General features: G+C 63.2%; 23 protein-coding genes. 10 read left to right on the top strand and 13 right to left on the bottom strand.

What is annotated here, in order from left to right; all coding sequences use genetic code 11:
- Nucleotides 1–7 precede the first annotated feature (7 nt).
- The 6 genes from pqqF (at nucleotide 8) to pqqE (ending at nucleotide 5,856) form a co-directional block, all read left to right on the top strand.
- Nucleotides 8–2,488, top strand: a complete 2,481-nt coding sequence (pqqF, locus tag BLU37_RS10145; protein ID WP_090204549.1) for a pyrroloquinoline quinone biosynthesis protein PqqF — start codon at nucleotides 8–10, stop codon at nucleotides 2,486–2,488.
- A gap of 131 nt (nucleotides 2,489–2,619) precedes the next feature.
- Complete coding sequence (gene pqqA / locus BLU37_RS10140) at nucleotides 2,620–2,694, top strand: pyrroloquinoline quinone precursor peptide PqqA (protein ID WP_010444206.1); 75 nt, start codon at nucleotides 2,620–2,622, stop codon at nucleotides 2,692–2,694.
- Between the two features lie 75 nt (nucleotides 2,695–2,769).
- Nucleotides 2,770–3,681 carry a pyrroloquinoline quinone biosynthesis protein PqqB gene (gene pqqB / locus BLU37_RS10135; protein ID WP_090210923.1) on the top strand — a complete coding sequence of 304 codons (912 nt, stop codon included), beginning with the start codon at nucleotides 2,770–2,772 and terminating at the stop codon, nucleotides 3,679–3,681.
- A 12-nt stretch (nucleotides 3,682–3,693) separates the two neighbouring features.
- Nucleotides 3,694–4,446 carry a pyrroloquinoline-quinone synthase PqqC gene (gene pqqC, locus BLU37_RS10130; protein WP_090204546.1) on the top strand — a complete coding sequence of 251 codons (753 nt, stop codon included), beginning with the start codon at nucleotides 3,694–3,696 and terminating at the stop codon, nucleotides 4,444–4,446.
- A complete protein-coding gene (gene pqqD, locus BLU37_RS10125; RefSeq protein WP_010444209.1) occupies nucleotides 4,443–4,718 on the top strand; it encodes a pyrroloquinoline quinone biosynthesis peptide chaperone PqqD in 276 nt (91 codons plus the stop codon). Before pqqC ends, pqqD begins: the two co-directional genes overlap by 4 nt.
- Nucleotides 4,690–5,856 carry a pyrroloquinoline quinone biosynthesis protein PqqE gene (gene pqqE, locus BLU37_RS10120; RefSeq protein ID WP_019362999.1) on the top strand — a complete coding sequence of 389 codons (1,167 nt, stop codon included), beginning with the start codon at nucleotides 4,690–4,692 and terminating at the stop codon, nucleotides 5,854–5,856. The genes pqqD and pqqE overlap by 29 nt, the downstream gene beginning before the upstream one ends.
- A 27-nt stretch (nucleotides 5,857–5,883) precedes the next feature.
- Here pqqE and BLU37_RS10115 read toward each other — a convergent pair whose 3' ends face one another.
- The 3 genes from BLU37_RS10115 to BLU37_RS10105 all read right to left on the bottom strand — a co-directional run bounded on the left by BLU37_RS10115 (nucleotide 5,884) and on the right by BLU37_RS10105 (nucleotide 8,054).
- Nucleotides 5,884–6,204 (bottom strand): helix-turn-helix domain-containing protein, encoded by a 321-nt coding sequence (locus BLU37_RS10115; protein ID WP_010444211.1) that lies wholly within the window; start codon nucleotides 6,202–6,204, stop codon nucleotides 5,884–5,886.
- Complete coding sequence (locus BLU37_RS10110) at nucleotides 6,188–6,553, bottom strand: type II toxin-antitoxin system RelE/ParE family toxin (RefSeq protein WP_019362998.1); 366 nt, start codon at nucleotides 6,551–6,553, stop codon at nucleotides 6,188–6,190. Before BLU37_RS10110 ends, BLU37_RS10115 begins: the two co-directional genes overlap by 17 nt.
- Nucleotides 6,554–6,770: 217 nt before the next feature.
- Nucleotides 6,771–8,054, bottom strand: a complete 1,284-nt coding sequence (locus tag BLU37_RS10105; RefSeq protein ID WP_090204544.1) for an aspartate aminotransferase family protein — start codon at nucleotides 8,052–8,054, stop codon at nucleotides 6,771–6,773.
- A 167-nt stretch (nucleotides 8,055–8,221) separates the two neighbouring features.
- Here BLU37_RS10105 and BLU37_RS10100 point away from each other — a divergent pair, with 167 nt between their 5' ends.
- Nucleotides 8,222–9,151 (top strand): LysR family transcriptional regulator, encoded by a 930-nt coding sequence (locus BLU37_RS10100; RefSeq protein WP_010444214.1) that lies wholly within the window; start codon nucleotides 8,222–8,224, stop codon nucleotides 9,149–9,151.
- A 230-nt stretch (nucleotides 9,152–9,381) separates the two neighbouring features.
- On the opposite strand, the gene BLU37_RS10095 is transcribed toward BLU37_RS10100, so the two are convergent.
- The 10 genes from BLU37_RS10095 to bioB form a co-directional block, all read right to left on the bottom strand.
- Complete coding sequence (locus BLU37_RS10095; RefSeq protein WP_090204541.1) at nucleotides 9,382–11,160, bottom strand: acyl-CoA dehydrogenase C-terminal domain-containing protein; 1,779 nt, start codon at nucleotides 11,158–11,160, stop codon at nucleotides 9,382–9,384.
- A 212-nt stretch (nucleotides 11,161–11,372) separates the two neighbouring features.
- Nucleotides 11,373–13,169, bottom strand: a complete 1,797-nt coding sequence (locus BLU37_RS10090) for an acyl-CoA dehydrogenase C-terminal domain-containing protein (RefSeq protein WP_090204538.1) — start codon at nucleotides 13,167–13,169, stop codon at nucleotides 11,373–11,375.
- A 90-nt stretch (nucleotides 13,170–13,259) separates the two neighbouring features.
- The gene (locus BLU37_RS10085) at nucleotides 13,260–14,555 is read right to left on the bottom strand and encodes a GGDEF domain-containing protein (RefSeq protein ID WP_090204536.1); all 1,296 of its coding nucleotides are present in this window, start codon (nucleotides 14,553–14,555) and stop codon (nucleotides 13,260–13,262) included.
- Between the two features lie 245 nt (nucleotides 14,556–14,800).
- Nucleotides 14,801–16,606: a phenylacyl-CoA dehydrogenase gene (locus BLU37_RS10080; RefSeq protein ID WP_010444218.1), complete on the bottom strand. Its 1,806-nt coding sequence runs from the start codon at nucleotides 16,604–16,606 to the stop codon at nucleotides 14,801–14,803.
- 363 nt (nucleotides 16,607–16,969) lie between these two features.
- Nucleotides 16,970–17,263 carry a pyrroloquinoline quinone biosynthesis protein PqqE gene (locus BLU37_RS10075; protein ID WP_090204533.1) on the bottom strand — a complete coding sequence of 98 codons (294 nt, stop codon included), beginning with the start codon at nucleotides 17,261–17,263 and terminating at the stop codon, nucleotides 16,970–16,972.
- Between the two features lie 123 nt (nucleotides 17,264–17,386).
- Nucleotides 17,387–18,067: a dethiobiotin synthase gene (gene bioD, locus BLU37_RS10070; protein ID WP_090204530.1), complete on the bottom strand. Its 681-nt coding sequence runs from the start codon at nucleotides 18,065–18,067 to the stop codon at nucleotides 17,387–17,389.
- Complete coding sequence (gene bioC / locus BLU37_RS10065; RefSeq protein WP_090204527.1) at nucleotides 18,064–18,876, bottom strand: malonyl-ACP O-methyltransferase BioC; 813 nt, start codon at nucleotides 18,874–18,876, stop codon at nucleotides 18,064–18,066. The genes bioD and bioC overlap by 4 nt, the downstream gene beginning before the upstream one ends.
- A complete protein-coding gene (locus BLU37_RS10060) occupies nucleotides 18,869–19,600 on the bottom strand; it encodes an alpha/beta fold hydrolase (RefSeq protein ID WP_090204525.1) in 732 nt (243 codons plus the stop codon). Before BLU37_RS10060 ends, bioC begins: the two co-directional genes overlap by 8 nt.
- The gene (bioF, locus tag BLU37_RS10055; protein WP_090204521.1) at nucleotides 19,593–20,783 is read right to left on the bottom strand and encodes an 8-amino-7-oxononanoate synthase; all 1,191 of its coding nucleotides are present in this window, start codon (nucleotides 20,781–20,783) and stop codon (nucleotides 19,593–19,595) included. Before bioF ends, BLU37_RS10060 begins: the two co-directional genes overlap by 8 nt.
- Before the next feature lie 189 nt (nucleotides 20,784–20,972).
- Entirely contained in the window at nucleotides 20,973–22,028 is a 1,056-nt protein-coding gene (bioB, locus tag BLU37_RS10050; protein WP_090204518.1) for a biotin synthase BioB, read from the bottom strand.
- A gap of 87 nt (nucleotides 22,029–22,115) precedes the next feature.
- On the opposite strand from bioB, the gene BLU37_RS10045 reads away from it, so the two are divergent.
- The 3 genes from BLU37_RS10045 (at nucleotide 22,116) to BLU37_RS10035 (ending at nucleotide 25,724) form a co-directional block, all read left to right on the top strand.
- Nucleotides 22,116–22,856 (top strand): ComF family protein, encoded by a 741-nt coding sequence (locus BLU37_RS10045; protein ID WP_090204515.1) that lies wholly within the window; start codon nucleotides 22,116–22,118, stop codon nucleotides 22,854–22,856.
- Between the two features lie 56 nt (nucleotides 22,857–22,912).
- Complete coding sequence (locus BLU37_RS10040) at nucleotides 22,913–23,677, top strand: TOBE domain-containing protein (RefSeq protein ID WP_090210922.1); 765 nt, start codon at nucleotides 22,913–22,915, stop codon at nucleotides 23,675–23,677.
- Nucleotides 23,678–23,822: 145 nt separating this feature from the next.
- On the top strand, nucleotides 23,823–25,724 hold the full coding sequence (locus tag BLU37_RS10035; protein WP_090204513.1) for a PhoX family protein: 1,902 nt from the start codon (nucleotides 23,823–23,825) through the stop codon (nucleotides 25,722–25,724).
- Nucleotides 25,725–25,957 lie beyond the last annotated feature (233 nt).

Genomic DNA, 25,957 nt, shown 5'->3' with positions numbered 1-25,957 from the left:
AGTGTCCATGCCTGCGCCCATCGCCCACGCCCCCCAATGCATGACCCTGGCCAATGGCCTGCGGGTCTCGCTGCGCCATGCGCCCCACCTGAAACGGTGCTCGGCGGCTTTACGGGTTGCGGCAGGCAGCCACGACGCTCCGCTGGCCTGGCCGGGGCTGGCGCACTTCCTCGAACACCTGGTGTTCCTCGGCACCGAACGCTTTGCTGCTGCCGATGGGCTGATGGCCTACGTCCAACGCCATGGCGGCCAGGTGAATGCGCAGACCCGTGAACGCAGCACCGAATTCTTCTTCGAACTGCCCCCCCAGGCCTTCGCCGGTGGACTTGAGCGTCTGTGCGATATGCTCGCCCGGGCACGCCTGGCAGTGGATGAACAGCGGCGCGAACGCGAGGTACTGGAAGCGGAGTACCTCGCCTGGTCGCGCGACGCCGTGGCCCAACGACAATTCCAACTCTACGCCGGGTTATCCGCAGACCATCCGCTGCGCGGCGTGCATGCCGGCAATCGCGCCAGCCTGCAGGTCGAAGAGCCAGCGTTCCAACAGGCGCTGCGAGAGTTTTACCAGGACTTCTACCAGACCGGACAAATGACCCTGAGCCTGGTCGGCCCGCAGTCGCTGGAGGAGTTGAAAACCCTGGCGCAAACCCTGACCGCCGACCTGCGGCCCGGCACGGCGATCGCCCGGAAGACACCACCGATGCTGTTCGAACATCACAGCAGACGTTATCAACAGGCTGACGCCCAACAGCTCGACCTGCTCCTGGGCTGGGAAGACCTGCCCGAAGGCGCCCGGCAGGCGTTGGACTTTCTCTGTACCTGGCTCAACGACAGTCAGCCCGGCGGACTCTCGGCAGCCTTGCATGAACGCCTGTGGATAAGCTCGCTGAATGCCACGCCGCTCTATCAGTTCGCCGGGCAAGCGCTTGTGCGAATCGAATGTGCACTGACGCCGCTGGGCGCCCACCAGGGCGCCGCGATCAGCGCGCTACTCGAACAATGGCTGGCCTTCTTCGCCAGCCACGCCGACTGGCCAGGGCTGCGCCGCGAATATCGCCTGCTGCAGAACCGCAAGATCCGCAGCAGCAGCGCCCTGGAACAGGCACGACGGGACGCCACCGACGACTCGCCAGAACTCTCGCAAGCCGCGCTTTTGGCCCTCAAGGCCCTGCTGAGCCAGACCCAGCCTGTGGATAATTTCACCGAGTCCTGGCGGCTGCCTGCGGCCAACCCCTTCCTGCGTTCCAGCGCGCCCGCCGAGCATCCGGGCCTGATTCGCGGACAGACCAGCGCCCACCGCGGGCTGCGCACCTTCGCCCAGGACCGCCTGCACAAGCGCCGGGACTTGTCCGCCATCACCCACACCGAGTTGCCGACGGACGACAGCGGCGAAGCAGCGGTCTACTTGCGCTGGCAACTGGACAACCCGAGCGATAGCTATCCTCTGCAGGCGCGACTGAACCAGAGCCTGAACCCTCTGCGGACCCAGGCACGCCAGGCCGGCGTGGAGCTGTCGTTCACAGTTCAGGCGAATGCCTGGCAACTGCAGCTCATCGGCTGGCGCGAACCGATTCCGGCGATTCTCGAACAGGCGCTGCGCTGCCTGACCCACCCGGCCGACACCTGCTGGCAAGCTCCGCTTGAGCAGCCCAAGCCGCTGATTCCCATCCGCGAGTTGCTCAGGCAGCTATCCGAGCAGGCACAACCGGCCGATGCCACCACACCCGCCTGGGATGCCGAGCGACTGGGCAATCTCTGGGCCGATACAAAATGGCAAGGCATGGCCCTGGGTTTTCCGGCAGCCGCCCAACCGGCCCTCAACAATGCCCTGAACCGCGCGCCCGGCAACCCGACACGGCAAGCTCCCACACTGCCGGTGACACCTGGCGAAAAGCGCTGGCAAACCATCCCCTGCGACACGGCCGAACAGGCCCTGTTGCTGTTCTGCCCAACCGCCAGCGACAGTAGAGTCGATGAGGCCGGCTGGCGAGCACTCGGCCAACTGATCCAGGCTCCGTTCTACCAACGCCTACGGGTCGAACTACAGTTGGGCTACGCGGTGTTCAGCAGTGTCCGTCAGCTCCAGGGCCGGACCGGCCTGTTGCTCGGCGTGCAGTCTCCCGGTGCATCGCTCCCGGAATTGCTGGGGCACTTCGAAGCATTCCTGGCGAGCCTGCCCGAACGGATCGACAGCCTGGATGAAGGCGCCTGGCAGGCCCAGCGCGAAGCCTTGGCCGCACAGTTCAAGCTGGCGGACCTGCCCCTTGCCCAAGCTGCCGAACTGCTCTGGCAGGCGCATCTGGCCAACCACTCGTCGGATTACCTCGAGCAACTTGCCTCGGCCATTCGATGCCTGGAACGCGAGCAACTGCAAACGGCCGCCAGGCAACTCAATCAGGCCGCAGGTGGCTGGCTGTGCCTGGCCAACGGCCCCGCAGTGCAACCGGGCTGGCAGACGGCGAGCGGATCATTACCCAGACTGCAATGAGCTTTCTCCAAGAAAACGGTCCACTCAGCCGGTAAGATTCAGTAACATTAGCTTGCTAAGTATTGGAACATCTCCCGTTGGAGGTGGACTATATGTAGAGATACCCATCCACCCAACCGAAGGAGTCACTCATGTCCTGGACCAAACCCGCCTACACCGACCTGCGCATCGGCTTCGAAGTCACCATGTACTTCGCCAACCGTTGATCCGGCGGTATGCAGAGCAACGCCTCGGCTCGCCGGGGCGTTTTCATTTTCAGTCCTTGTGTGAGTGACAGCGTCATGTTCGTCCAGATTCTCGGTTCCGCCGCCGGCGGCGGCTTTCCCCAATGGAACTGCAACTGCGCCAACTGTGCGGGGTTCCGCGCCGGCAGCCTGCGGGCAACGGCGCGCACCCAATCGTCCATCGCCCTCTCCGACGACGGCGTGAACTGGATACTGTGCAACGCCTCGCCGGATATCCGCGCCCAACTCCAGAGCTTCGCCCCCCTGCAGCCAGGCCGCGCCCTGCGCGATACCGGTATCCGCGCGATCATCCTGATGGACAGTCAGATCGACCACACCACCGGCCTGCTCAGCCTGCGCGAAGGCTGCCCGCACGAGGTCTGGTGCACCGACATGGTCAAGGAAGACCTGAGCACGGGCTTCCCACTGTTCAACATGCTGACCCACTGGAACGGCGGCCTCGACTGGCAACGCATCGAACTCGAAGGCCGCTTCACCATCCCCGCCTGCCCCAACCTGCTGTTCACCCCGCTGCCGCTGCGCAGCGCCGCGCCACCCTACTCGCCACATCGCTTTGACCCGCACCCGGGTGACAACATCGGCCTGCTCATCGAAGACCTGCGCACCGGCGGCAAGCTGTTCTATGCCCCGGGTCTGGGCAAGGTCGACGCCCCGCTGTTGCAAGTCATGGCCCAGAGCGACTGTCTGCTGGTGGATGGCACCCTGTGGGACGACGACGAAATGCAGCAGCGTGGCGTCGGCACCCGCACCGGTCGGGAAATGGGCCACCTGGCACAGAACGGCCCCGGCGGCATGCTCGAAGTGCTGGAGCAACTCCCGGCACAGCGCAAGGTCCTTATCCATATCAACAACACCAACCCGATCCTCGACGAAGATTCTGCGCAACGTGCCGAACTGCAGCGGCGCAATGTCGAAGTCGCCTACGACGGCATGAGCATCGAGCTGTAGGAGCACCAACGAATGAGCGACACCCCGCTGTCCCGCGCCGAATTCGAGCAGGCGCTGCGTGCCAAGGGCGCCTACTACCATATTTATCACCCCTACCATGTGGCGATGTATGAAGGTCGTGCCACCCGCGAACAGATCCAGGGCTGGGTCGCCAACCGTTTTTATTACCAGGTCAACATTCCCCTCAAGGACGCGGCGATCCTGGCCAACTGCCCGGATCGGGAAATTCGTCGCGAGTGGATCCAGCGCCTGCTCGACCATGACGGGGCCCCCGGCGAGGACGGTGGCATCGAGGCCTGGTTGCGCCTGGGCCAGGCCGTCGGCCTCGATCCCGACCAACTGCGCTCCCAGGAACTGGTATTGCCCGGCGTGCGTTTCGCCGTGGACGCCTACGTCAACTTCGCCCGCCGGGCCAGTTGGCAGGAAGCCGCCAGCAGTTCTCTGACCGAGCTGTTCGCGCCACAGATCCACCAGTCGCGTCTGGATAGCTGGCCACAGCATTACCCGTGGATCGATCCGGCCGGCTACGAATATTTCCGCACGCGCCTCGGTCAGGCCCGGCGCGATGTCGAGCACGGGCTGGAGATCACCCTGCAGCACTACACTACCTACGAAGGCCAGCAACGCATGCTGGAAATTCTCCAGTTCAAACTGGACATCCTCTGGAGCATGCTCGATGCCATGAGCATGGCCTACGAACTGAACCGACCGCCTTACCACAGCGTGACCGACCAGCGGGTCTGGCACCGAGGAATTCCCCTATGAGCTTCGATCGCGGCATGACGCCGAAATGGCGCCCTGGCTACCGCTTCCAGTACGAACCGGCGCAAAAGGGCCATGTGCTGCTGTACCCGGAGGGCATGATCAAGCTCAACGAGAGCGCGGCGCTGATTGGCGGCCTGATCGACGGCCAACGCGATGTCGCGGCAATCATCGCCGAGCTGCAGCAGCAGTTCGCCGACGTCCCCGAACTCGGAGAGGATATCGAGCAGTTCATGGAGGTCGCCCGTGCAGAGCACTGGATCGAACTGGCCTGATTCCAACCTGCCGCCCAAACCGGAAGTCGGCCTGCCACTGTGGCTGCTCGCCGAACTGACCTACCGTTGCCCGCTGCAATGCCCGTACTGCTCCAACCCGCTGGATTTCGCCCAGCAGGGCCAGGAGTTGAGCACCGAACAGTGGTTCAAGGTGTTGCGCGAGGCACGGGAAATGGGCGCGGCCCAACTGGGTTTTTCCGGCGGCGAACCGCTGGTGCGCCAGGACCTCGTCGAACTGATCGCCGAAGCTCGCCGGCTGGGTTTCTACACCAACCTGATCACCTCAGGCATCGGCCTGACCGAGCAGAAGATCAGCGACTTCAAGCAGGCCGGCCTGGATCACATCCAGATCAGCTTCCAGGCCAGCGACGAACAGGTGAACAACCTGCTGGCCGGTTCAAAGAAAGCCTTCGCGCAGAAGCTGGAGATGGCCAGGGCGGTGAAGGCCCACGGCTATCCGATGGTGCTGAACTTCGTCACCCATCGGCACAACATCGACAGGATCGACCGCATCATCGAGCTGTGCCTGGCTCTGGAAGCGGACTTCGTCGAACTTGCCACCTGCCAGTTCTACGGCTGGGCACAGCTCAACCGCCAGGGCCTGCTGCCGACCCGAGAGCAATTGCAGCGTGCCGAGCGCATCACCAATGAATACCGCGCCCGGCTGCAGGCCGAGGGCAACCCGTGCAAGCTGATCTTCGTCACCCCGGACTACTACGAGGAACGCCCGAAAGCATGCATGAATGGCTGGGGCAGCCTGTTCCTCACCGTTACGCCAGACGGCACCGCACTACCCTGCCATGGTGCCCGGCAATTGCCGGTGCAGTTCCCCAATGTACGCGATCACAGCCTGCAACATATCTGGTACGACTCGTTCGGCTTCAACCGTTTTCGCGGTTATGAATGGATGCCCGAACCGTGCCGCTCCTGTGATGAGAAGGAGAAGGACTTCGGCGGCTGCCGCTGCCAGGCCTTCATGCTCACCGGCGACGCCAGCAACGCCGACCCGGTCTGCGCCAAATCCCATCACCACGAGGTGATCCTGCAAGCCCGCGAAGAAGCCAACCAGGCTGGCCCGGCCATCGAGCAATTGGTGTTTCGCAACGAGCGTAACTCGCGCCTGATCGCCAAGGGCTGACCCTCGGCGCCCAGCGCACCAAGGGGCTCAGGCGAGTATCTGCAAGCCGTGCTTCTGGACGATGCTCAACAGCTTGAGCGCCATGCCGCTGGGCTGCTTGTCGCCCGCTTCCCACTGCTTGACCGTCGATACGCTGGTGTTCAGGTAGCGGGCGAACACCGGCTGGCTGACATGGTTACGCTCGCGCAGCGACTTGATCTGTTCGGGTGCGATCTCGTCGGGCACCGATGCCAGGCACGACTCGTCGAAGTCACGCAGGGTCGCCTTGCTGATCGCGCCAATCGCATGCAGGGCGCTGGCCGACTCGTGAACCGAGGCCAGGGCCTCGGATTTATACCGCTTGCTCATACGCTATCTCCACAAACTCTCTCATATCCAGCAACTGCCGGATCTGCCGGCTGCTCAGGTTTTCGTAGGCCTTCGCCAGGGCCTTGAAACTCTTGAGTTCCTGCTGGCTGATGTTGCTCTGGTCACTCTTGGCGAACAGGAACTGGAAAATCCAGTAACACCCGCCCCGGGCCAGGACGATGGAGCGATGGTGATTTTCGTTCAGGCGCTTTTTCCACACCCCGCCTCCCAGATTATCGGCCTGCCCCCTGATCACCGCGCCTATTGCCAACACCAGTTCGGCATCGTCGATCTTTGCCTTTCTGGCGCTGGCAGCGAATCCCCTGGTTTTGAAAACCCTGTATCGCATGGAAATCCTTCTCCATAAACGTACCACCAGGTGGTACACAAATTCAATTCCATTGAGGCTCTTTCCGCCCAAAGGCAACAGCCCTGCCGGTACCGGGAAGGCCCCTCGCAATAACGCCCAGACAAAAACACCCCGTGCCAAAAGAGTCAGGCACAGGGCGATGCGTTATACCGCGAGACGGTTCGGAATCAGGTTCAGGAAAAGGCGACGGACTGGGTCAGACGGCAATACCCTTGCGGCATTGCACCTGCGCGGTACGTACGCGGGAGAAGGCGCGGGCCAGGCGCAGCAGCATTTCGTCGATGGTGCCTTGGCTGACGGTCAGGGCCGGAGAGAAACGCAGGCTGTCGGCGGTCGGGGCATCGAGCAGCAGGCCTTCCAGCAACGCGGCCTTGACCACCGCCTCCGCCGAGGCATCGCTCAGGGTCAACCCCCAAAGCAGCCCGGCACCGCGCAGTTCGCCCTGTTCGTAACGCTGCGCCAGCCGCTCCAGGCCCTGCTGCAGATACCGGCCACGTTCGGCCACCTCGGCGAGAAAACCGTGCTTGAGCAACGTCTCGAGTACCGCGAGGCCGGCTGCGCTCATCAGTGCGTTGCCGTGATGACTGCCGCCGATCTCACCCGCCTCGAAACAACAGGCCTTGCCCCGGGCCAGTAGTGCCGACAACGGTGCACCACCGCCCAGGCCCTTGCCGAGGGCAATGATGTCGGCACGCACATCATAGAGTTGCTCGGCCAGCAGGCTGCCACAGCGTCCGATGCCGGTCTGCACCTCGTCGAAGATCAGCAGGATGCCCAACGCCCGACACAACTGCTCGACACCCTTGAGATAGTCACGGGTTGCCGGGGTAACGCCGGCTGCACGCTGGATGGGTTCGAGCATGATCGCCACGGTCTTGGCGTCCACTGCGGCATGCAACGCCTCCAGATCATTGAACGGCACCTGGCTGAAGCCCGGCAGTTGGGGTTCGAAGCGGTTGCCGAAACAATCCTGACCGGACGCCGACATCGCCCCGAAACTGCGACCGTGACAGGCGTTGCTCGCGCTGATGATGTGGTAGGCGCCGCCGCGATGCAGTTGGCCCCACTTGCGTGCCAGCTTGATCGCCGCCTCGCAGGCTTCCGAGCCACTGTTGAGAAAATACACCTGGTCGCTGTCAGTGGCGCGGCACAGGCGGTCGGCCAGTTTCGATTGCACCGGGTTATGGAAACCCGCTCCGACATTGATCAGGCCATGGGCCTGGTCCGCCAGGGCATGGGCCAGCACACCCGGGCTGTGGCCGAGGCTGTTGCTGCCACCGCCCTGGCTGAAATCCAGATACGCACGCTCCTCGCTGTCCCACACCCAGGAACCCTGACCACGGACGAACACCGGGCTGGGGCGCTCGGCGGCAGGCATCAGGCGTTCACTGGCGGCGTGCTGGTGGCGGGCACGGGGCTGGAAGTCGGCAGTCAGGTCATCGAGGCTCGGTTGTGGTCGACGCAGCTTGAACAGATTCATGCTCGGTCCTGCCCGAGGTTTTTTGTCTTGCCTATGTAAACACCATCCACATAAACGGTATTCATCGCACGCTCTGGCCCTGTAAGCCCATTGGATTGGGGTTAGACTAGGGCCCCCGGGCATTCACGGCCATTTCGTTTTTCGAGCATTTTCGATAAGTATTACTTATGGATTTCAAGCAACTGCGTTATTTCGTCGCGGTGTATGAAGAAGGCCATGTCGGCCGCGCCGCAGAGCGGTTGTCGATCTCCCAGCCGGCCCTGTCACAACAGATACGCCACCTGGAACACAACCTCGACGTGAGCCTGTTCGAACGCAGCAGCAAGCGCCTGCTGCCAACCCTGGCCGCGCACACGCTGTACAATCATGCCCTGCCGCTGCTCGACGGCCTGCAACGGGCGCGCGAAGCCTTGCGCAACTTCCAGGGACAAGCCTTGCGCACCATCGCCATCGGCGTGCTGCAGACCGTGCACACCAGCCTGGTACCCCAGATGCTCGAACGGGTGCGCAAGGCTCATCCCCACCTGGTGGTGCAGATCTACGAATTGACGGGTATGGAGATCGAACGGCGGCTGCTCAATGGCTCGCTGGATATCGGTATCAGTTATCTACCACCACGCCAACCGGGGTTGCACGGCCTGCCGCTGTACGAAGACGAACTGCAACTGGTAATCCCCAATGACCATCCATTGCGCGAATTCAAGAAGGTCTCCGTCAGCCAGGCGGCAGAACTGCCCATGTTGTTGCTAGGCGAAGAGTTCCAGGTCCGACAGATCTGGCAGGCGCAACTGGCCAACCTGGGCCGACGCCCGCAGGTGCAGGCCGAATTGAACAACATGGTGGGTATTCTCGACAGCTTGCCCCATACCCGTCTGGCGACCGTACTGCCGGGGCGCTCGCGGGACGAACACGCTGATCAGGCACTGCTGTGGAAACCGCTGACCGAACCGCGCGTACCCCTGCGGGTAGGGCTGGTGTGTCGCGATGTGCAACGCCAGCAGGCTTCACTGAAACTGCTGCGGGGGCTGCTGGAAGACGTGATGCACAGCCCGGTCGAACATCTGCCGGGCGCTGCGGGGCTCGAAGGCCTGAGCTGAGGAACACTTTTTCGCGGGCAAAAGAAAACCCCGCCGAAGCGGGGCTTTGCAGACTGTTTCCCTGACATCCATTTCGCTCCACCATCCTGGCAGAATCCTACGTGTCCTTGTTTTACTTTGAGCTTCCTGCTCGACGTCCTTGGTATGTAGATTACTGCTGGATCCAATTGAGCGATATGGGCAAACAGCAGCGCGTTATGTAAGCAAATGCTTACATATCAGACTGGACCTCAAAACTGCTCGGCATCGAGCAGGAACAGCGACTCGCTCCCCGCTTTAACCGACGCTGTCAGCGAGTGAATACGCGGCAGCAGACGTGCGAAATAGAACCGTGCGGTGCCCATCTTGCTCGCATAGAACGTCTCTTCCTTCTCCTTGCCCTGGGCTGCCCTGGCCATCAGCGCCCACATGTAGGCATAGGCGGTGTAACCGAAGGCATGCAGGTATTCGACGGATGCCGCACCGATTTCGTTCGGATTGGTCTTGGAGCGGTCCAGCACCCAGGCGGTCAATTCGTCGAGGTTATCCACCGCCGCAGCCAGGGGCCGAGTGAATTCGGCAAGGTCTGCACCGGCAGTGTCGATGAAGTGACGCATTTCCTCGGCAAACAGCCGGTAGTAGGCGCCGCCGCTGCCGACGATCTTGCGCCCCACCAGGTCCAGTGCCTGGATGCCGTTGGTGCCTTCGTAGATCTGGGTGATACGCACGTCACGCACCAGTTGCTCCTGGCCCCACTCGCGCACATAACCGTGACCGCCGAAAACCTGCTGGCCGTGCACCGTGGTTTCCAGACCCAGGTCGGTGAGGAACGCCTTGGCCACCGGCGTCAGCAAGGCCACCAGCTCATCGGCACGCTGGCGGGTCGCGGCGTCTTCACTGAACTTGGCGGTGTCGAGTTGCATCGCCACATAGGTGGAGAACGCCCGACCGCCTTCGTTCGCCGCCTTCATGGTCAGCAGCATGCGCCGCACATCGGGATGCACGATGATCGGGTCGGCAGCCTTGTCCTTGGCCTTGGGGCCGGTCGGCGAACGGCTCTGCAGGCGATCGCGGGCATATTCGATGGCGTTCTGGTAGGAGCGTTCGCCGGAAGCCAGGCCCTGGATACCCACGCCCAGACGTTCGTAGTTCATCATGGTGAACATCGCCGCCAGGCCCTTGTTCGGCTCGCCCACCAGATAACCGACAGCCTCGTCGAAGTTCATCACGCAGGTCGCCGACGCCTGGATGCCCATCTTGTGTTCGATCGAGCCGCAGCTCACCAGGTTGCGCGCGCCCAGGCTGCCATCGGCGTTGACCAGAAACTTGGGGACCAGGAACAGCGAGATGCCTTTCGGGCCAGCCGGTGCATCCGGCAGCTTGGCGAGCACCAGGTGAATGATGTTCTCGGTCAGGTCGTGCTCGCCGCCGGTGATGAAGATCTTGGTCCCGCTGATCTTGTAGGAACCGTCCGCCTGGGGCTCGGCTTTGGTCCGAATGATCCCCAGGTCGGTACCGGCGTGGGGTTCGGTCAGGCACATGGAGCCGGCCCAGGTACCGGCGTACATGTTCGGCAGGTAAGTCGCCTTGAGTGCTTCGCTGGCGTGGGTGTTGATCAAGACGCAGGCGCCGGACGTCAGCATCGGGTACAGGCCAAAGGCGAGACTGGCCGAGTTGATCATCTCCTCGACCTGGGCCGACACAGCCTTGGGCATGCCCATGCCACCGAAAGCCGGGTCGCCGCCGACACCGACCCAGCCGCCTTCGGCATAAGTCTGGTAGGCCTGTGGGAAACCGTTGGGCGTTTTGACCGAGCCATTGTCCCAGCGGCAGCCTTCCTCATCGCCCGAGCGACTCAGGGGCGCGATGCTCCTGGCAGTGACCTTGCCGGCTTCCTCCAGGATCGCCTCGACGGTTTCTGCATCGACGGTCTCGGCCAGGGCAGGCAACTGGGCCCAGAGGTTGGCAACCTCGAAGACTTCATTGAGGACGAAGCGCATATCGCGCAGGGGCGCTTTGTAGTCAGCCATGGCAAACCTCGCAGGATCTAGAACGATATGGCCCGCGCGGGGCCGATTTCCGAAGGCTTGAGTGTACCTGAACAACTTTTCAGACACATAGGGTCATCACGTGACGTTTTTGTTATTTTTAGTCACATGACGATGAAAGGATTGTTGCGGTGGATGTTCTGGCCTCTTCGCGGGCAAGCCCGCGAAGAGGTTCTGCAAGCCTCACACATCCACTACAGGGCAAACAGATCCGCCGGCAACCGCATCAAGCTCTCGCTCCCCGCCTCCACAGCCGCCCGATGACTGGCCGTGCGCGGCAGCAAGCGCTTGAAGTAGAACTCGCAGGTCGCCAGCTTGCCTTGGCAATAATCCGCCTCACCACTGCCGTCCGCCCACTGCGCCTGGGCCACCAGCGCCATGCGCAGCCACAGGTAGGCCAGGACGATATAGCCGCTGTACATCAGGTAATCCACTGCCGCCGCCCCCACTTCGTCAGGGTTCTGCATGGCCGCCTTGCCAACCTGCATCGTCAACTCGCCCCACTCCCGGTTGAGCTGATCGAGTTGCGCTACATAACCGCCCAACTGCGCATGCCCGGCGTTGGCTTCGCAGAACTTGTGCACGATCCGCGTGAAGCCGCGCAACAGCTTGCCCTGGCTGCCGAGCACCTTGCGCCCCAGCAGGTCGAGCGCCTGGATGCCATTGGTCCCCTCGTAGATCGGCGCAATCCGGCAATCACGCACCAGTTGCTCCATGCCCCACTCGCGAATGAAGCCGTGGCCGCCGAATACCTGCATACCATGGTTGGTCACCTCCAGCCCGGTCTCGGTCATGAAGGCCTTGCAGATCGGGGTCAGGAAGGCCAGCAGATCCTCGGCCTCCTGGCGCTGCTCGGGTTGCTCGGCGCGATGGGCGATATCCAGCCACTGCGCGGTGAAATAGGTCAGTGCCCGGTTGCCCTCGTTGAACGCCTTCATGGTCAACAGCATGCGCCGCACATCCGGGTGCACGATGATCGGGTCGGCCGCCTTGTCCGGCGCCTTGGGGCCGGTCAGCGCGCGCATCTGCAAACGGTCATTGGCATAGCGGACCGCGCCCTGGAAGCTGGTCTCGCCCAGGCACAGGCCCTGCATGCCGGTACCCAGACGGGCATGATTCATCATGGTGAACATGCAATTGAGGCCCTTGTTCGCCTCGCCGATCAGAAAGCCCTTGGCCGCATCGAAGTTCAGCACGCAGGTGGCCGAAGCCTTGATGCCCATCTTGTGCTCGATGGAGCCACAGTTCACCCCATTGCGCTCGCCCGCTTCGCCCGCCGCATCGGGCAGGAACTTGGGCACTATGAACAACGAGATGCCCTTGGTACCGGCCGGCGCATCCGGCAGCTTGGCCAGCACCAGGTGCACGATGTTGGCGCTCATGTCGTGCTCACCGGCGGAGATGAAAATCTTGCTCCCGGACACCGCATAGCTGCCATCGGCCTGAGGCACCGCGCGGGTCTTGATCAGCCCCAGGTCGGTGCCGCAATGGGCTTCGGTCAGGCACATGGTGCCGGTCCACTCGCCGGCGGTCAGCTTGCCCAGATAGGTCTGTTTCTGTTGCTCGGTGCCATGGGCGTGGATCGCCGACATGGCACCGTGGGTCAGGCCAGGGTACATGCCCCAGGAAGTGTTGCTGGAGCCGATCATTTCACTGATCACCAACCCCAGCGACTGCGGCAGGCCCTGCCCGCCATAGTGCGGATCGGCCGCCAACCCATGCCAGCCAGCTTCGACATACTGGGCAAAGGCCTGCTTGAAACCCTGGGGCGTGGTCACCACGCCCTTGTCGAAATGGCAGCCTTCTTCATCACCGGAGCGATTCAGCGGTGCCAGCACCTGCTCGCAGAATTTCGCGCCCTCGTCCAGGATCGCAGCGACCATATCCGGGCTGGCCTCGCTGGCACCGAGGCGCTTGTAGTGGGTGTGGAAATCGAAAACATGGTCGAGCAGAAAGCGCATGTCACGCAGCGGGGCTTTGTATTCAGGCATGGTCGTTTCTCCGGCAGCAGATGATTCAAGCTACTGTCGGCTCACACCCGGGGGCAATCACAGTCCAGCCGCTGAATGCCCCACCATCACTCAGCCCACGGCCTCGCCGGTACGCACGGCGCCACGCTTGGCGGTCTGTCCGGCGGCGATCACACAGTTGCGCCCGGCACCCTTGGCGGCGTAAAGCGCCTGGTCGGCGGACTTGAGGACTTCCTCAGCGGTACGCTGGTCCGGCTGACGCTCGGCCACGCCGATACTGATGGTCACCGACACGCTGGTCGCCGCGCTGCCGGCGCGGCGCTGCCGGCCTTGCTGGTCATCCTGCGGGCGATTGTCCGGGTTGCGCAGGTGGATGCTGTAGTTGGCGATGACCTCGCGGATCACCTCCAGGTGCGGCATGCATTCCTCCAGGCTCTTGCCGGCGAACACCACCGCGAACTCCTCGCCACCGTAGCGATAGGCCCGTCCGCCGCCGCTGACTTTTGCCAGTTTGCTGGCCACCAGGCGCAACACCTGATCACCCACATCGTGACCATGGGTGTCGTTGAATTTCTTGAAGTGGTCGACGTCGGTCATCGCCAGGACATAGCTGCGACCTAGCCGCTGCATCCGCTCGTTGAGCGCGCGACGGCCCGGCAAGCCGGTCAGCTCGTCGCGGAACGCCATCTGATAAGCCTCGTGGGCCACCGCCGCAGCGATCATCAGCATCACCTGGCTGCACATGATGTTCAGGGTGAAGGGCAGGATGAAAGTCATCGGCAACATCCAGAACAAGCCCAGCAGGCCGATCAACTGCGCCGCATGCAGCGGCCGTGGATGACGCCAGTACTGGACCGCCAACAGCAGGAAGGTGGCGAAGAAGACCGGATAGGACAGCTGGATCAGGCTCATCCAGGAACCATGCAACGCCGGCCAGCGGATCTCCGCCAGCCAGTCGAGCAAGGCCTGCGGGTAACTCTGTTCCAGGCCCAGGGCCACGCCGCCCACCGCCAGCAGCACGGCAAACCGCGCCACCATGTCCTGGAACAGGTGAGTTCGTTCCTGCCAGGCGGCAAAGACCCCAAACAGCAGGGGCAGCAGCAGACAGACAAGATGGAAAACTACCGCAGCATCCTCTCGGACCTTGCCGTGGTCACGGTAGAAATCCGCCTGTGTGGAAAGCAGGAAGTAGGAGATGTACACCGTGATCATCAGGAACAGTTCGCGCTGACGGCGATAGACCGCGCAATACGAGCCACCCAGCAGCAACACCAGGGTCGGCAGGACATTGAACAGTGAGGTGAAGAAAACGTTGAGGTCCTTGACGTAGGCTGCCGCAAGCCCCGCCAGCAACAACAGGGCGGAAGGTAAAAAGTGGCTGGCATGTTCAGCGGAAGAACGCGACAAGGGTAAAGCTCCGACCGACGGGCTCAATTGATGGCATTGTGCCTTGATTTGCCCATGGAAAGTACAAAGAAAGTGACACAGATCACGAATGCTCTCTCTTTAACGGCAGCTGACGGCTTCTTCTTAGGGTTTTAGCCAGGAATTTTGACGATTGACGCCAATAAATCGACAACACCGAAAAGCGCCCATGAAAAAGCCGCTTCCCCCAAAGGGGAAGCGGCTTCTGCGTGTCACTTCGCCAGGACTCAGTAGCCCAGGCTGAAATGCTCTTCTTTCATGTCCATCAGGTTGTTGGCGCCCGACAGCATGGTTGCCACGTAGGTCCGGGTGCGTGGCAGGATGCGCTGGAAGTAGAAGCGCGCGGTCTGCAGCTTGGCGGTGTAGAACGCCTCGTCGGTGGTACCTGCAGCCAGTTTCTCGGCAGCCACACGCGCCATGTCGGCCCAGAAATAGGCCAGGCAGGCGTAGCCGGAGTACATCAGGTAATCCACCGAAGCGGCACCGACTTCCTCACGGTCCTTCATCGCCGCCATGCCCACTTTCATGGTCAGCTCGCCCCACTCCTTGTTCAACGCGGCCAGCGGCGCAACGAACTCGCTGACGGCTTCGTTGCCTTCGTTGTTCTGGCAGAACTTGTGGACGATCTTGGTGAAGCCCTTCAGCGCTTCGCCCTGGGTCATCAGCACCTTGCGACCCAGCAGGTCGAGGGCCTGGATACCGGTGGTGCCTTCGTACAGCATCGAGATACGGCTGTCGCGAACGTTCTGCTCCATGCCCCACTCGGCGATGAAACCGTGGCCGCCGTAGATCTGCACGCCATGGTTGGCGGCTTCGAAGCCGACTTCGGTCATGAACGCCTTGGCGATCGGGGTCATGAACGCCAGCAGTGCGTCAGCCTTCTTCTTCTCTTCCTCGTCCTGGCTGTACTTGACGATGTCCACCTGCTTGGCGGTGAAGTACACCATCGCCCGGTTACCCTCGGCGAAGGCCTTCATGGTCAGCAGCATGCGCCGCACATCGGGGTGCACGATGATCGGGTCAGCGGCCTTGTCCGGCGCTTTCGGGCCAGTCAGGGAACGCATCTGCAGACGCTCGCGAGCGTACTTCAGGCCACCTTGGAAACCGATCTCGGCGTGGGCCAGGCCTTGCAGCGCGGTCCCCAGGCGAGCGGTGTTCATGAAGGTGAACATGCAGTTCAGGCCTTTGTTCGCCGGGCCGATCAGGAAGCCGGTGGCGCCGTCGAAGTTCATCACGCAAGTGGCGTTGCCGTGGATGCCCATCTTGTGTTCGATGGAACCACAGGACACCGCGTTGCGCTGGCCGACCGAGCCATCGGCGTTCGGCAGGAACTTGGGCACGATGAACAGCGAAATGCCCTTGGTGCCAGCCGGTGCATCCGGCAGACGCGCCAGAACGATGTGGACGATGTTGTCGGCCATGTCGTGTTCACCGGCCGAAATGAAGATCTTGGTCCCGCTGACCTTGTAGGAACCATCGGCCTGAGGCTCGGCCTTGGTGCGCAGCATGCCCAGGTCGGTGCCGCAATGCGGTTCGGTCAGGCACATGGTGCCGGTCCACTCGCCGGAGACCAGTTTGGTCAGATAAGCCTCTTGCTGCTCGGGGGTGCCGTGCTCGGAGATGGTGTTCATCGCGCCATGGGACAGGCCAGGGTACATGCCCCACGACCAGTTGGCCTCGCCGACCATTTCGCTGACCGCCAGGCCCAGCGACTCCGGCAGGCCTTGGCCGCCGTGCTCGACGTCGTGGGCCAGGCTTGGCCAGCCGCCGTCGACGAACTGCTTGTAGGCTTCCTTGAAGCCGCTCGGGGTCTTCACACCCGACTCGCTCCAGGTACAGCCTTCGGTATCACCAACACGGTTCAGCGGTGCCAGGACTTGCTCACAGAACTTGGCGCCTTCCTCGAGGATAGCGTCAACCATGTCCGGGGTAGCGTCCTGGCAAGCCGGCAGGCTCTGATAGTGCGCTTCGTAGCCAAGCAGTTCGTCACGAACGAAGCGAATATCACGCAAGGGGGCCTTGTAGTCAGGCATAGCGATAAACCTCTGCTGATGAAACCTGGAATAAGCGACCGCGTCGATTTGCCACGCCGGTCAAACAGTTGTTTGAAACATACGTTTGCGCCCATGCCTTGTCAAGCCTCGTTCATGAGCCATTGGTCATCCGGGCAGGACAACAGAGACAGGACAAGGCCAGCAGCCTGAGGGCAGGTACAGGAAAGGATAGTCGAGGGATGAAGATGATCTACCGCGCGGCCCTGGCCGATCACGGCATGGGACTGAAAGCGGCTATCGCGGTAAAACAGAATAAACACAGGAGAGATGCGCGATGTGTGAAACATCGCGCAAGACGAAGCGAACGTAGTAGTGCCCGACAGGCAGGCGTCGCGCGAACGATCAGGCGTAGGTGTCGATCAGCGTGCCAAGCGCCTTGTCTGCGGCCTTCTCGACCTTGGTGCCCAACTCGACCTGCATCTTGCCCTGGGACAAATCGGCCAGACTGTTCGACAGGTCCTGCTGGCTACGATCCAGCGACAGCAGGCGCTCGACTTGAGAGTCGGAGGACTGGCTCTTCAGCGAACGCTCGACAGTGGTATTGGCGATCTGACCGGCGGCCTGATCGACACGGTTCTGCCCGGACTGAATAGTGCTCAGACCGGCATAAAAAGCGGTATTTCCTGAGATTTCCATGGGCGAACTCGACTGTACGAAACGATTACACCTGCATTGAAGCAGACCTCGGGCCAAAACGCCCGTCAAAAACACTAATGGCACAATGCCCGGTAATAGGCAAAACCTAGCACCTGCCGCGCCTCAATCCAGCAGATCCAGTTGCAAGTGCTCTGCCACGGCCTGCGCAGTGGCGGCCTTGAGTCTGGGCACCCGCCCCAGGCACGGTGCCGGTAGGCGTTCGGCCAGCGTCGCGAGGTTTTCTTCCAGACGAGAGGTCGTCGGTTCAATGATGTTGGCCACCCAGCCAGCCAGTTGCAGACCGTCGCGGGCAATGGCTTCGGCGCTCAGCAAGGCATGACTGATACAGCCCAGGCGCACGCCCACCACCAGGATCACCGGCAGCCCCAGACCAGTGGCCAGGTCCGACAGATTGGCCTGGTCCGCCAAGGGTACCCGCCAGCCGCCCGCCCCTTCGATCAGGGTGAAATCGGCCTGCAGGGCGAGGATCTCGCGCATCGGCTCCAGCAGTGCCTGCACCGTCAATGCGATGCCGGCTTCGCGCGCCGCCAGATGCGGGGCGATGGCCGGCTCAAGCGCCACCGGATTGACCTGTGCGTAGGACAACGACAGCGAACATTCGGCCAGCAGCGCCAGCGCGTCGGCATTACGCAGGCCCTTGGCCGTGACCTCGCAGCCGGAGGCCACCGGCTTGCCGGCCGCCGTACTCAACCCAGCGGTCCGCGCCGCATGCAGAAGGCCTGCGGCGATGGTGGTCTTGCCGACATCGGTGTCGGTCCCGGCAATGAAATAGGCTGCACTCATAGCGGTTTCTCCAGCACGGCATAGACCACTTGGTAGGTCGCCGGCAGCCCCTGCGCCTGGCGAAACTCTTCATAGGCGTCGATCAGGCCGAGCACCCGCGCCCGTCCGGTCAATCCGCCCGGGCGCCCGGGGTTGAGGTTGTGTGCCCCCAGCGCCTTGAGTTCGTGGGTCAGGCTGCGCACGTCCGGGTAGAACAGTATTTGAGCCTGGTTTTCCAGGCTCAGCACACGCAAGCCGCTGGCCGCGCACAGCCGCTGGTACTCGGCAAACCCACGGAAGCGATTGACGTGCACCCGGCCATCCACCGCCCGCCAGCTTTCGCGCAGCTCATCCAGGGTACCGACACACAGGCTGGCGAACGCCATCAGCCCACCGGGCCGCAGCACCCGCCGAGCTTCGCCGAGCACGGCGGCAAAGTCGGCGCACCACTGCACCGCCAGGCTGGAAAACACCAGGTCGCAACACTCTGCCTGCAATGGCAGGCGCTCAGCATCACCGGCGACGAAGTACTTGGCGCCCCCCAGAGGACGGGCGTGCTCGAGCATGCCCTGGGCGATATCCAGCGCCACGCCCTGCTCTTCACCAAAGCGTGCGCCCAAAGCCCGGCTGAAATAGCCGGTACCGCAACCGACATCGAGCCAGCGCGACCGATTGCCCTGCGTGGGCAGGCGCCGCAGCAGTTCGTCGCCGACATCGCGCTGCAACTGCGCAACGCTGTCGTAACTGGCGGCTGCCCGGGAAAACGAGGCCGCAACCTGGCGCTTGTCGGGCAGGCTGCCCGGCAACGGCGGATGGGAAAGATCAGTCATCACCAGACTCGTGCAAAAAGGCCTGGATAGCCCCGGCCACTCCATGGGGGTCATCCAGAAGAAACGCATGGCCGGCCTGTTCGATCAGGCCGACTTCGACATCCGGCAACAACGCCAGCAGTTCACGGGCCGCCTCGGCCGGCACCAGGCCATCGAGCCCGGCAAACAGGTGCAACTGTGGCCCGCGATAGGTTTGCAGGGCCTCGCGGGTATCCAGTTGTGCCAGCACCTGGAGCCCACTCAGCAACACCTCGGCACTGCTGCGCGGAGCCCCGCCCGAGAGCAGGCGCGATTGCCCGCGCGGGTCAGCCGAACCTTGAGCGCACAGCAGGCCGAAACGCTTGAGGGTGGCCTGGGGCTGCTCGCGGCAGCCGTCGAGGAACTGTTCGAAGGTCTCGCTCGCCATGGCACTGGACCAGCCGGCACCGGCCACGAAACGTGGATTGCTCGCCAGCGTCAACAACCCGCAGCAGCGATCGCCACGGCGCGCCGCCAGTTGCGAAGCGAGCATACCGCCCAGCGACCAGCCGCCCAGCCAGGTGTTTTCCGGCAGCGTCGCGTCCAGTTCCTCGATCCACTCCGCCAGTTCGCCACTGGCAAGGTCCGGCAGCGGTTCGATCTCCACCCGCAGGTGTTCATTCAGCCCGCGCAAGGCCGCCGCCAAGGGTTCCAACGGCGAAATGCCAAGGCCCCAACCGGGTAACAGAATCAGACGATCACGCATGAGGTAGCTCCAACGGCTCATGGGGCCCCAGCCATCTGGAACACTCTGCCAACGCATCTAACAATAGCTGCACCTGCGTCTCGCTGTGGGCGGCCGTCAGGGTCACCCGCAACCGCGCACTGCCAGCCGGCACCGTCGGCGGCCGAATGGCCGTGACCATCAACCCACGCTCGCGCAGCAATTGCGAGAAGCGCAGCGCCCGCCCGGCATCACCGATCAGGATCGGCTGGATCGGCGTGAAGCTGTCCATCAATTGCAGGCCGATCTGCTCGGCGCCCGCGCGGAACTGGCGGATCAGCGTGTTCAGGTGCTCCCGGCGCCAATGCTCACTGCGCAGCAGTTCCAGGCTTTTCAAGGTGGCGCAGGCCAGCGCCGGCGGCTGGCTGGTGGTGTAGATATAAGGCCGGGCGAACTGCACCAGAGTCTCGATCAGCTCTTCGCTGCCGGCGACGAACGCCCCCGCCGTCCCAAAAGCCTTGCCGAGGGTGCCGACCAGCACCGGCACGTCGTCCTGGCTCAGGCCGAAGTGTTCGACGATGCCGCCGCCATGGGCGCCCAGCGGGCCGAAACCGTGGGCATCATCGACCATCAACCAGGCCCCGCGTGCACGGGTCTCACGGGCCAGAGCCGGCAGGTCGGCGATGTCGCCATCCATGCTGAACACCCCATCGGTGACCACCAGCGTATTACCGGTGGCTTTTTCCAGGCGTTTGGCGAGGCTGCTCGGATCGTTGTGCAGATAGCGATTGAAGCGCGCCCCCGAAAGCAGCCCGGCATCCAGCAGCGAGGCGTGGTTGAGGCGGTCTTCCAGCACCGTGTCACCCTGCCCGACCAAGGCCGTGACCGCGCCGAGGTTGGCCATGTAGCCGGTGCTGAACAGCAGCGCCCGAGGCCGCCCGTTCAGGTCGGCGAGAGCTTCTTCCAACGCATGGTGCGGACCGCTGTGACCGATCACCAGATGCGACGCGCCACCGCCCACGCCCCAACGCGCGGCGCCGGCCTGCCAGGCCTCGATCACCTGCGGGTGATTGGCCAGGCCAAGGTAGTCGTTGTTGCAGAAAGCCAGCAGCGACTGGCCATCGACCACCACTTCAGGCCCCTGGGGGCTTTCGAGCAGCGGCCTGTGGCGGTAGAGGTTTTCGACACGACGGGCAGCCAGGCGTGCGGACAGATCAAAGGACATGGGCGCCTCGCAGATGCAATCTGAAGAACACTACCGCCCCCTGTAGGAGCGGCCGGCCGACGCTCGGTTGCCCGCGAAAGCGTCCTCAAGATCGCTAAAGACTTCGCGGCAACCGAGCGTCGGGCCGTTCCTACAGGGGGGCGGTGGTGCCAGGAATCTGGCAGTGTTTCTCTTGGAATAGCGGTACCGTCAGACCGCCGCGTTATAAAACTGCTCGCTGCTCTTCTGCTCCACCAACGCCTGCTCGATCGCCGCCTGGTGCACTTCGTCGGCGTGTTCCTCGCGGGCTTCCGGCTGGATGCCCAGGCGCGCGAACAGTTGCATGTCTTTGTCGGCCTGCGGGTTGGCGGTGGTCAGCAACTTGTCGCCGTAGAAGATCGAGTTGGCGCCGGCAAAGAACGCCAGGGCCTGCATCTGCTCGTTCATCGCCTCGCGGCCCGCCGACAGGCGCACATGGGACTTGGGCATGAGAATCCGCGCCACCGCCAGCATGCGGATGAAGTCGAACGGATCGACTTCCTCGGCATTCTCCAGCGGCGTACCGGCGACCTTCACCAGCATGTTGATCGGCACCGACTCCGGGTGTTCCAGCAGGTTGGCCAGCTGGATCAGCAGACCGGCACGGTCATCGAGCGATTCGCCCATGCCGAGGATGCCGCCGGAACAGATCTTCATCCCGGCGTCGCGCACGTAGGCCAGGGTCTGCAGACGTTCGGCGTAGGTACGAGTGGTAATGATGTTGCCGTAGAACTCCGGCGAGGTGTCGAGGTTGTGGTTGTAGTAGTCCAGGCCAGCCTCGGCCAGCGCGGAAGTCTGTTCCTGGTCGAGCCGCCCCAGGGTCATGCAGGTTTCCAGGCCCATGGCCTTGACGCCCTTGACCATCTGCAGCACGTACGGCATGTCCTTGGCCGATGGGTGCTTCCACGCCGCGCCCATGCAGAAACGGGTCGAGCCGATGGCCTTGGCCCGCGCGGCTTCCTCCAGCACCTTCTGCACTTCCAGCAGCTTCTCTTTTTCCAGACCGGTGTTGTAGTGACCGGACTGCGGACAGTACTTGCAGTCCTCCGGGCAGGCGCCGGTCTTGATCGACAGCAGCGTCGACACTTGCACACGGTTGGCGTCGAAATGCGCGCGATGCACAGTCTGGGCCTGGAACAGCAGGTCGTTGAACGGCTGTTCGAACAGTGCCTTGACCTCGGCCAGGGACCAATCGTGACGCAAAGTGGCGGTAGTGCTGGCACTCATCGCTGGAGTTCCTTGTTTTATGCTGGGCAAGTGACCGGGCAACAGCCACGACCACGACACGGATGCCGGCATATTTAAGGAAGCGACATGGACTGTCAACCACATGACAAACAACAGGTTTACATCTGGTCAAAAAGCAACCAAACCTGTTTGCTCTGCGACGAACCCAGCGACAACCCCCATCCACTCTGCTCTCCCTGCGAAAGCGAATTGCCCTGGCTGCTGGACTACTGCCAGACCTGCGCCCTGCCCTTGCCGATGGCTGGCCTGACCTGTGGCCAATGCCTGAAACAACCGCCCAGCTTTGAACAGGTCATCGCGCCCTGGACCTACCACTTCCCGGTCGACAGCCTGATCACCCGCTTCAAGCACCAGAGCCAGTGGCCGCTGGGACGCCTGCTGGGCGAACTGCTGGCCCTGGCCCTGCGCGAACGTTTCGACCACGGCCTGCCCCGCCCGGACCTGCTGCTGCCAGTACCCATGGCGGTGAAACGGCAACGCCAGCGCGGCTACAACCAGGCCGCGATGCTGATGAACTGGCTGGGTAAATGCCTGCAGATTTCGGTAGATGAACACCGTTTGCTGCGTATTCAGGACACTGTCGCCCAACAGGAACTGGACGCCAGGGCGCGCCGACGCAACCTGCGGAACGCCTTTGCCCTGGCCTCCGGCGCCTCGGTCGAGGGCCTGCACCTGGCGCTGGTCGACGACGTACTGACCACCGGCGCCACAGCCGAAAGCCTGGCGCGTCTGCTGCTCAGGGCCGGCGCCAGACGGGTCGATGTCTACTGCCTGGCGCGTACACCCAAGCCCGGCGAGCCGGCTTGACGCCCGCCGCGCCAGCGGGCACCTTCGGGCGCATTGCCACCGTTCGAAGCCTGACCATGTCCCTGCCCGTCCTGCTGACCCAGTACATCGCCCGTCGCCCGCAGCGTATCGCCCTGCTGCAACACATCGCCGAACAGGGCTCGATCACCCGCGCAGCGAAAAGCGCGGGGCTGAGTTACAAGGCCGCCTGGGACACCATCGACGAGTTGAACAACCTCGCGCAAAAACCGCTGGTGGAGCGCAGCATCGGCGGCAAGGGTGGCGGTGGGGCGAAACTGTCGATCGAGGGCGAGCGGGTGTTGCGCCTGTATCAGCGCCTGCAGATCATCCAGGCGCAGGTGCTGGAAGCCGCCGAGGACGCTGGCGATCTCGATCTGCTCGGTCGCCTGATGTTGCGCACCAGCGCCCGCAACCAGTTGCATGGCACCGTGGTCGGCATCGACAGCCACGGCCGCAATGATCGGGTACGCCTGGAACTGCCGGCCGGCCTGGCCTTGCAGGCGCAAATCACCCACGACAGCACCTTGCGGCTGGAACTCGAAATCGGCACCCAGGTGGTCGCACTGATCAAGGCCGGTTGGCTGGAATTGCTCGCACCGCAGACCACGGCAACACCTGGACACAATTATCTGGATGGTATCGTCGAGAACATTCTGGAAGACGAAAACGGCCCATCCGAGGTCAGGATTGCCCTGCCGAACGGGCAGACACTTTGTGCCCTGAGCGCTCCAGAAAAACTCGCGGCCCTTGGTTTGACAGGCGGGAGCGCGGTGCGGGCGCAGTTTGCGCCGTCCTTTGTGTTGCTCGGTACGCCACTTTGACGCTTTCGCGGGCAAGCCGCGCGCCTACAGGGGTAGGTGTCGTTCTGTAGAAGGGGGTGGTGGACGAAACACTTCGACTTTTTCCTGCAACAAATCCGTCATCCGCGCTGATTAAGGTGACTGCCTAACCGCAGGGAGCCTGATGATGAGCCTATTAGAAGAAAACCAATCCACCGACCTCGAGCAGATGGTCGGCCTCAGCCGCCGCAGCTTCATCAGTGCGGGTGCCCTGTGCGGCGCGGCACTGTTCCTCGGCGGCAACCTGTTGACCCGCAGCGTGATGGCCGCCAGCACCGGCACACCTCCCGGCAAGCTGCTGGGCTTCGACAGCATCGCCGCCGCCACCAGCGACAGCCTGAGCCTGCCACCCGGCTACACCAGTTCGGTGCTGATCAGTTGGGGCCAGCCGCTGGAGAAGAACGGCCCGGCCTTCGACCCGAGCGGCAACGGCACCGCCAAGGCCCAGGAAGTCCAGTTCGGCGACAACAATGACGGCATGAGCCTGTTCCCGTTCCCCGGCGACGACAACCGCGCGCTGATGGCGATCAACAACGAATACACCAACTACCGCTACCTGTTCGCCCACGGCGGCCAGCCGCAATCGCTCGAAGATGTGCACAAGGCTCAGGCCAGCGAAGGCGTCTCGGTGATCGAGATCCAGCGCAAGGACGATCAGTGGCACTTCGTCCAGGGTTCACCCTACAACCGACGCATCCACGGCAACACGCCGATCCGCATCGGCGGTCCGGCAGCCGGTCACCCCTGGCTGCAGACCCGCGCCGACAAGCAGGGCCGCAAGGTGCTCGGCACCTTCCAGAACTGTGCCAATGGCAAGACGCCCTGGGGCACCTACCTGACCTGTGAAGAGAACTTCACCGACTGCTTCGGCAGCAGCAATGCCGAACAGAAGTTCGATGCCGCGCAGAAGCGTTATGGCGTGGTCGCTACCAGCAAGGAGATCGGCTGGCACGTCCACGACCCGCGCTTCGACCTGGCACTGAACCCCAACGAGTTGAATCGCCATGGCTGGGTGGTGGAGATCGATCCGTTCGACCCGCAGTCCACGCCGGTCAAGCGCACCGCCCTTGGCCGCTTCAAGCACGAGAACGCTGCCCTGGCCGAAACCCGCGACGGTCGCGCAGTGGTCTACATGGGCGACGACGAGCGCGGCGAGTTCATCTACAAATTCATCAGCCGCGACAAGATCAACCACAAGAACCCCAAGGCCAACCGCGACCTGCTCGATCACGGCACCTTGTATGTGGCGCGCTTCGACAACGGCGACGGCAACCCGGACCGGCCCAAGGGCGCGGGCGAGTGGGTCGAGCTGAGTTTCGGCAAACATGGCATCAACGCCGACAGCGGCTTTGCCAGCCAGGCCGAAGTGCTGATTCATGCCCGCCTGGCGGCCAGCGTGGTCAAGGCCACGCGCATGGACCGCCCCGAGTGGATCGTCGTCAGCCCCATCGACGGCCAAGTCTATTGCACCCTGACCAACAACGCCAAGCGCGGCGAAGACGGCCAGCCGGTGGGCGGCCCGAATCCACGGGAGAAGAATGTCTACGGGCAAATCCTGCGCTGGCACGCCGCCAGCAACGATCACGGCGCCCACACCTTCGAGTGGGACCTGTTCGTGGTCGCCGGCAACCCGGGTGTGCATGCCGGAACGCCCAAGGGCGGCTCGTCGAACATCAACCCGCAGAACATGTTCAACAGCCCCGACGGGCTGGGTTTCGACAAGGCCGGGCGGCTGTGGATTCTCACCGATGGCGACTACAGCAATGCGGGCGACTTCGCCGGCATGGGCAACAACCAGATGCTCTGCGCCGATCCGGCGAGCGGCGAGATCCGCCGGTTCATGGTCGGGCCGGTGGCGTGTGAAGTCACCGGGATCAGCTTCTCGCCAGACCAGAAGACCCTGTTCGTGGGGATTCAGCATCCGGGCGAAACCGGCGGATCGACCTTCCCCGAGCACCTGCCCAATGGCAAGCCGCGCTCATCGGTGATGGCAATTCGGCGCGAGGACGGCGGGATCATCGGCGCCTGACGTCCCCTCTGGTGAGCGGGCTTGTCGGGACGCCGCACCGCCGCGCTCGGCGGCAAGGCAGCCGTAAAATCGGCCAGCGGAGTCTACCTGCCAGACTTGGCCAGCCGGTTTCGGGGGCGCGTCGCGCCCCAGCGCGGGCAAGCCCGCTCGCCACCGACGGTGCACCAACAAGCGCGCTCGCCACAGGAGTCCATCACCTTTCTTGGCCCCGGTGCGCTAACATGCTTGGCCGA

It is taken from the genome of Pseudomonas asplenii, from assembly GCF_900105475.1.
In the GTDB taxonomy this organism is placed as follows: Bacteria; Pseudomonadota; Gammaproteobacteria; order Pseudomonadales; family Pseudomonadaceae; genus Aquipseudomonas; species Aquipseudomonas asplenii.
This window is presented reverse-complemented; position numbering and strand designations above follow the sequence as displayed.

Coding starts and splice junctions, on each gene's coding strand:
- BLU37_RS10035 (WP_090204513.1), top strand. CDS start 23,823: ATGAGCCTATTAGAAGAAAACCAATCCACCGACCTCGAGCAGATGGTC.
- BLU37_RS10090 (WP_090204538.1), bottom strand. CDS start 13,169: ATGCCTGAATACAAAGCCCCGCTGCGTGACATGCGCTTTCTGCTCGAC.
- bioF (WP_090204521.1), bottom strand. CDS start 20,783: ATGTCCTTTGATCTGTCCGCACGCCTGGCTGCCCGTCGTGTCGAAAAC.
- BLU37_RS10040 (WP_090210922.1), top strand. CDS start 22,913: ATGTCCCTGCCCGTCCTGCTGACCCAGTACATCGCCCGTCGCCCGCAG.
- BLU37_RS10100 (WP_010444214.1), top strand. CDS start 8,222: ATGGATTTCAAGCAACTGCGTTATTTCGTCGCGGTGTATGAAGAAGGC.
- BLU37_RS10115 (WP_010444211.1), bottom strand. CDS start 6,204: ATGAGCAAGCGGTATAAATCCGAGGCCCTGGCCTCGGTTCACGAGTCG.
- BLU37_RS10105 (WP_090204544.1), bottom strand. CDS start 8,054: ATGAATCTGTTCAAGCTGCGTCGACCACAACCGAGCCTCGATGACCTG.
- bioC (WP_090204527.1), bottom strand. CDS start 18,876: ATGACTGATCTTTCCCATCCGCCGTTGCCGGGCAGCCTGCCCGACAAG.
- BLU37_RS10075 (WP_090204533.1), bottom strand. CDS start 17,263: ATGGAAATCTCAGGAAATACCGCTTTTTATGCCGGTCTGAGCACTATT.
- pqqD (WP_010444209.1), top strand. CDS start 4,443: ATGAGCTTCGATCGCGGCATGACGCCGAAATGGCGCCCTGGCTACCGC.
- BLU37_RS10080 (WP_010444218.1), bottom strand. CDS start 16,606: ATGCCTGACTACAAGGCCCCCTTGCGTGATATTCGCTTCGTTCGTGAC.
- pqqB (WP_090210923.1), top strand. CDS start 2,770: ATGTTCGTCCAGATTCTCGGTTCCGCCGCCGGCGGCGGCTTTCCCCAA.
- pqqC (WP_090204546.1), top strand. CDS start 3,694: ATGAGCGACACCCCGCTGTCCCGCGCCGAATTCGAGCAGGCGCTGCGT.
- bioD (WP_090204530.1), bottom strand. CDS start 18,067: ATGAGTGCAGCCTATTTCATTGCCGGGACCGACACCGATGTCGGCAAG.
- pqqF (WP_090204549.1), top strand. CDS start 8: ATGCCTGCGCCCATCGCCCACGCCCCCCAATGCATGACCCTGGCCAAT.
- BLU37_RS10095 (WP_090204541.1), bottom strand. CDS start 11,160: ATGGCTGACTACAAAGCGCCCCTGCGCGATATGCGCTTCGTCCTCAAT.
- BLU37_RS10110 (WP_019362998.1), bottom strand. CDS start 6,553: ATGCGATACAGGGTTTTCAAAACCAGGGGATTCGCTGCCAGCGCCAGA.
- bioB (WP_090204518.1), bottom strand. CDS start 22,028: ATGAGTGCCAGCACTACCGCCACTTTGCGTCACGATTGGTCCCTGGCC.
- BLU37_RS10045 (WP_090204515.1), top strand. CDS start 22,116: ATGGACTGTCAACCACATGACAAACAACAGGTTTACATCTGGTCAAAA.
- BLU37_RS10060 (WP_090204525.1), bottom strand. CDS start 19,600: ATGCGTGATCGTCTGATTCTGTTACCCGGTTGGGGCCTTGGCATTTCG.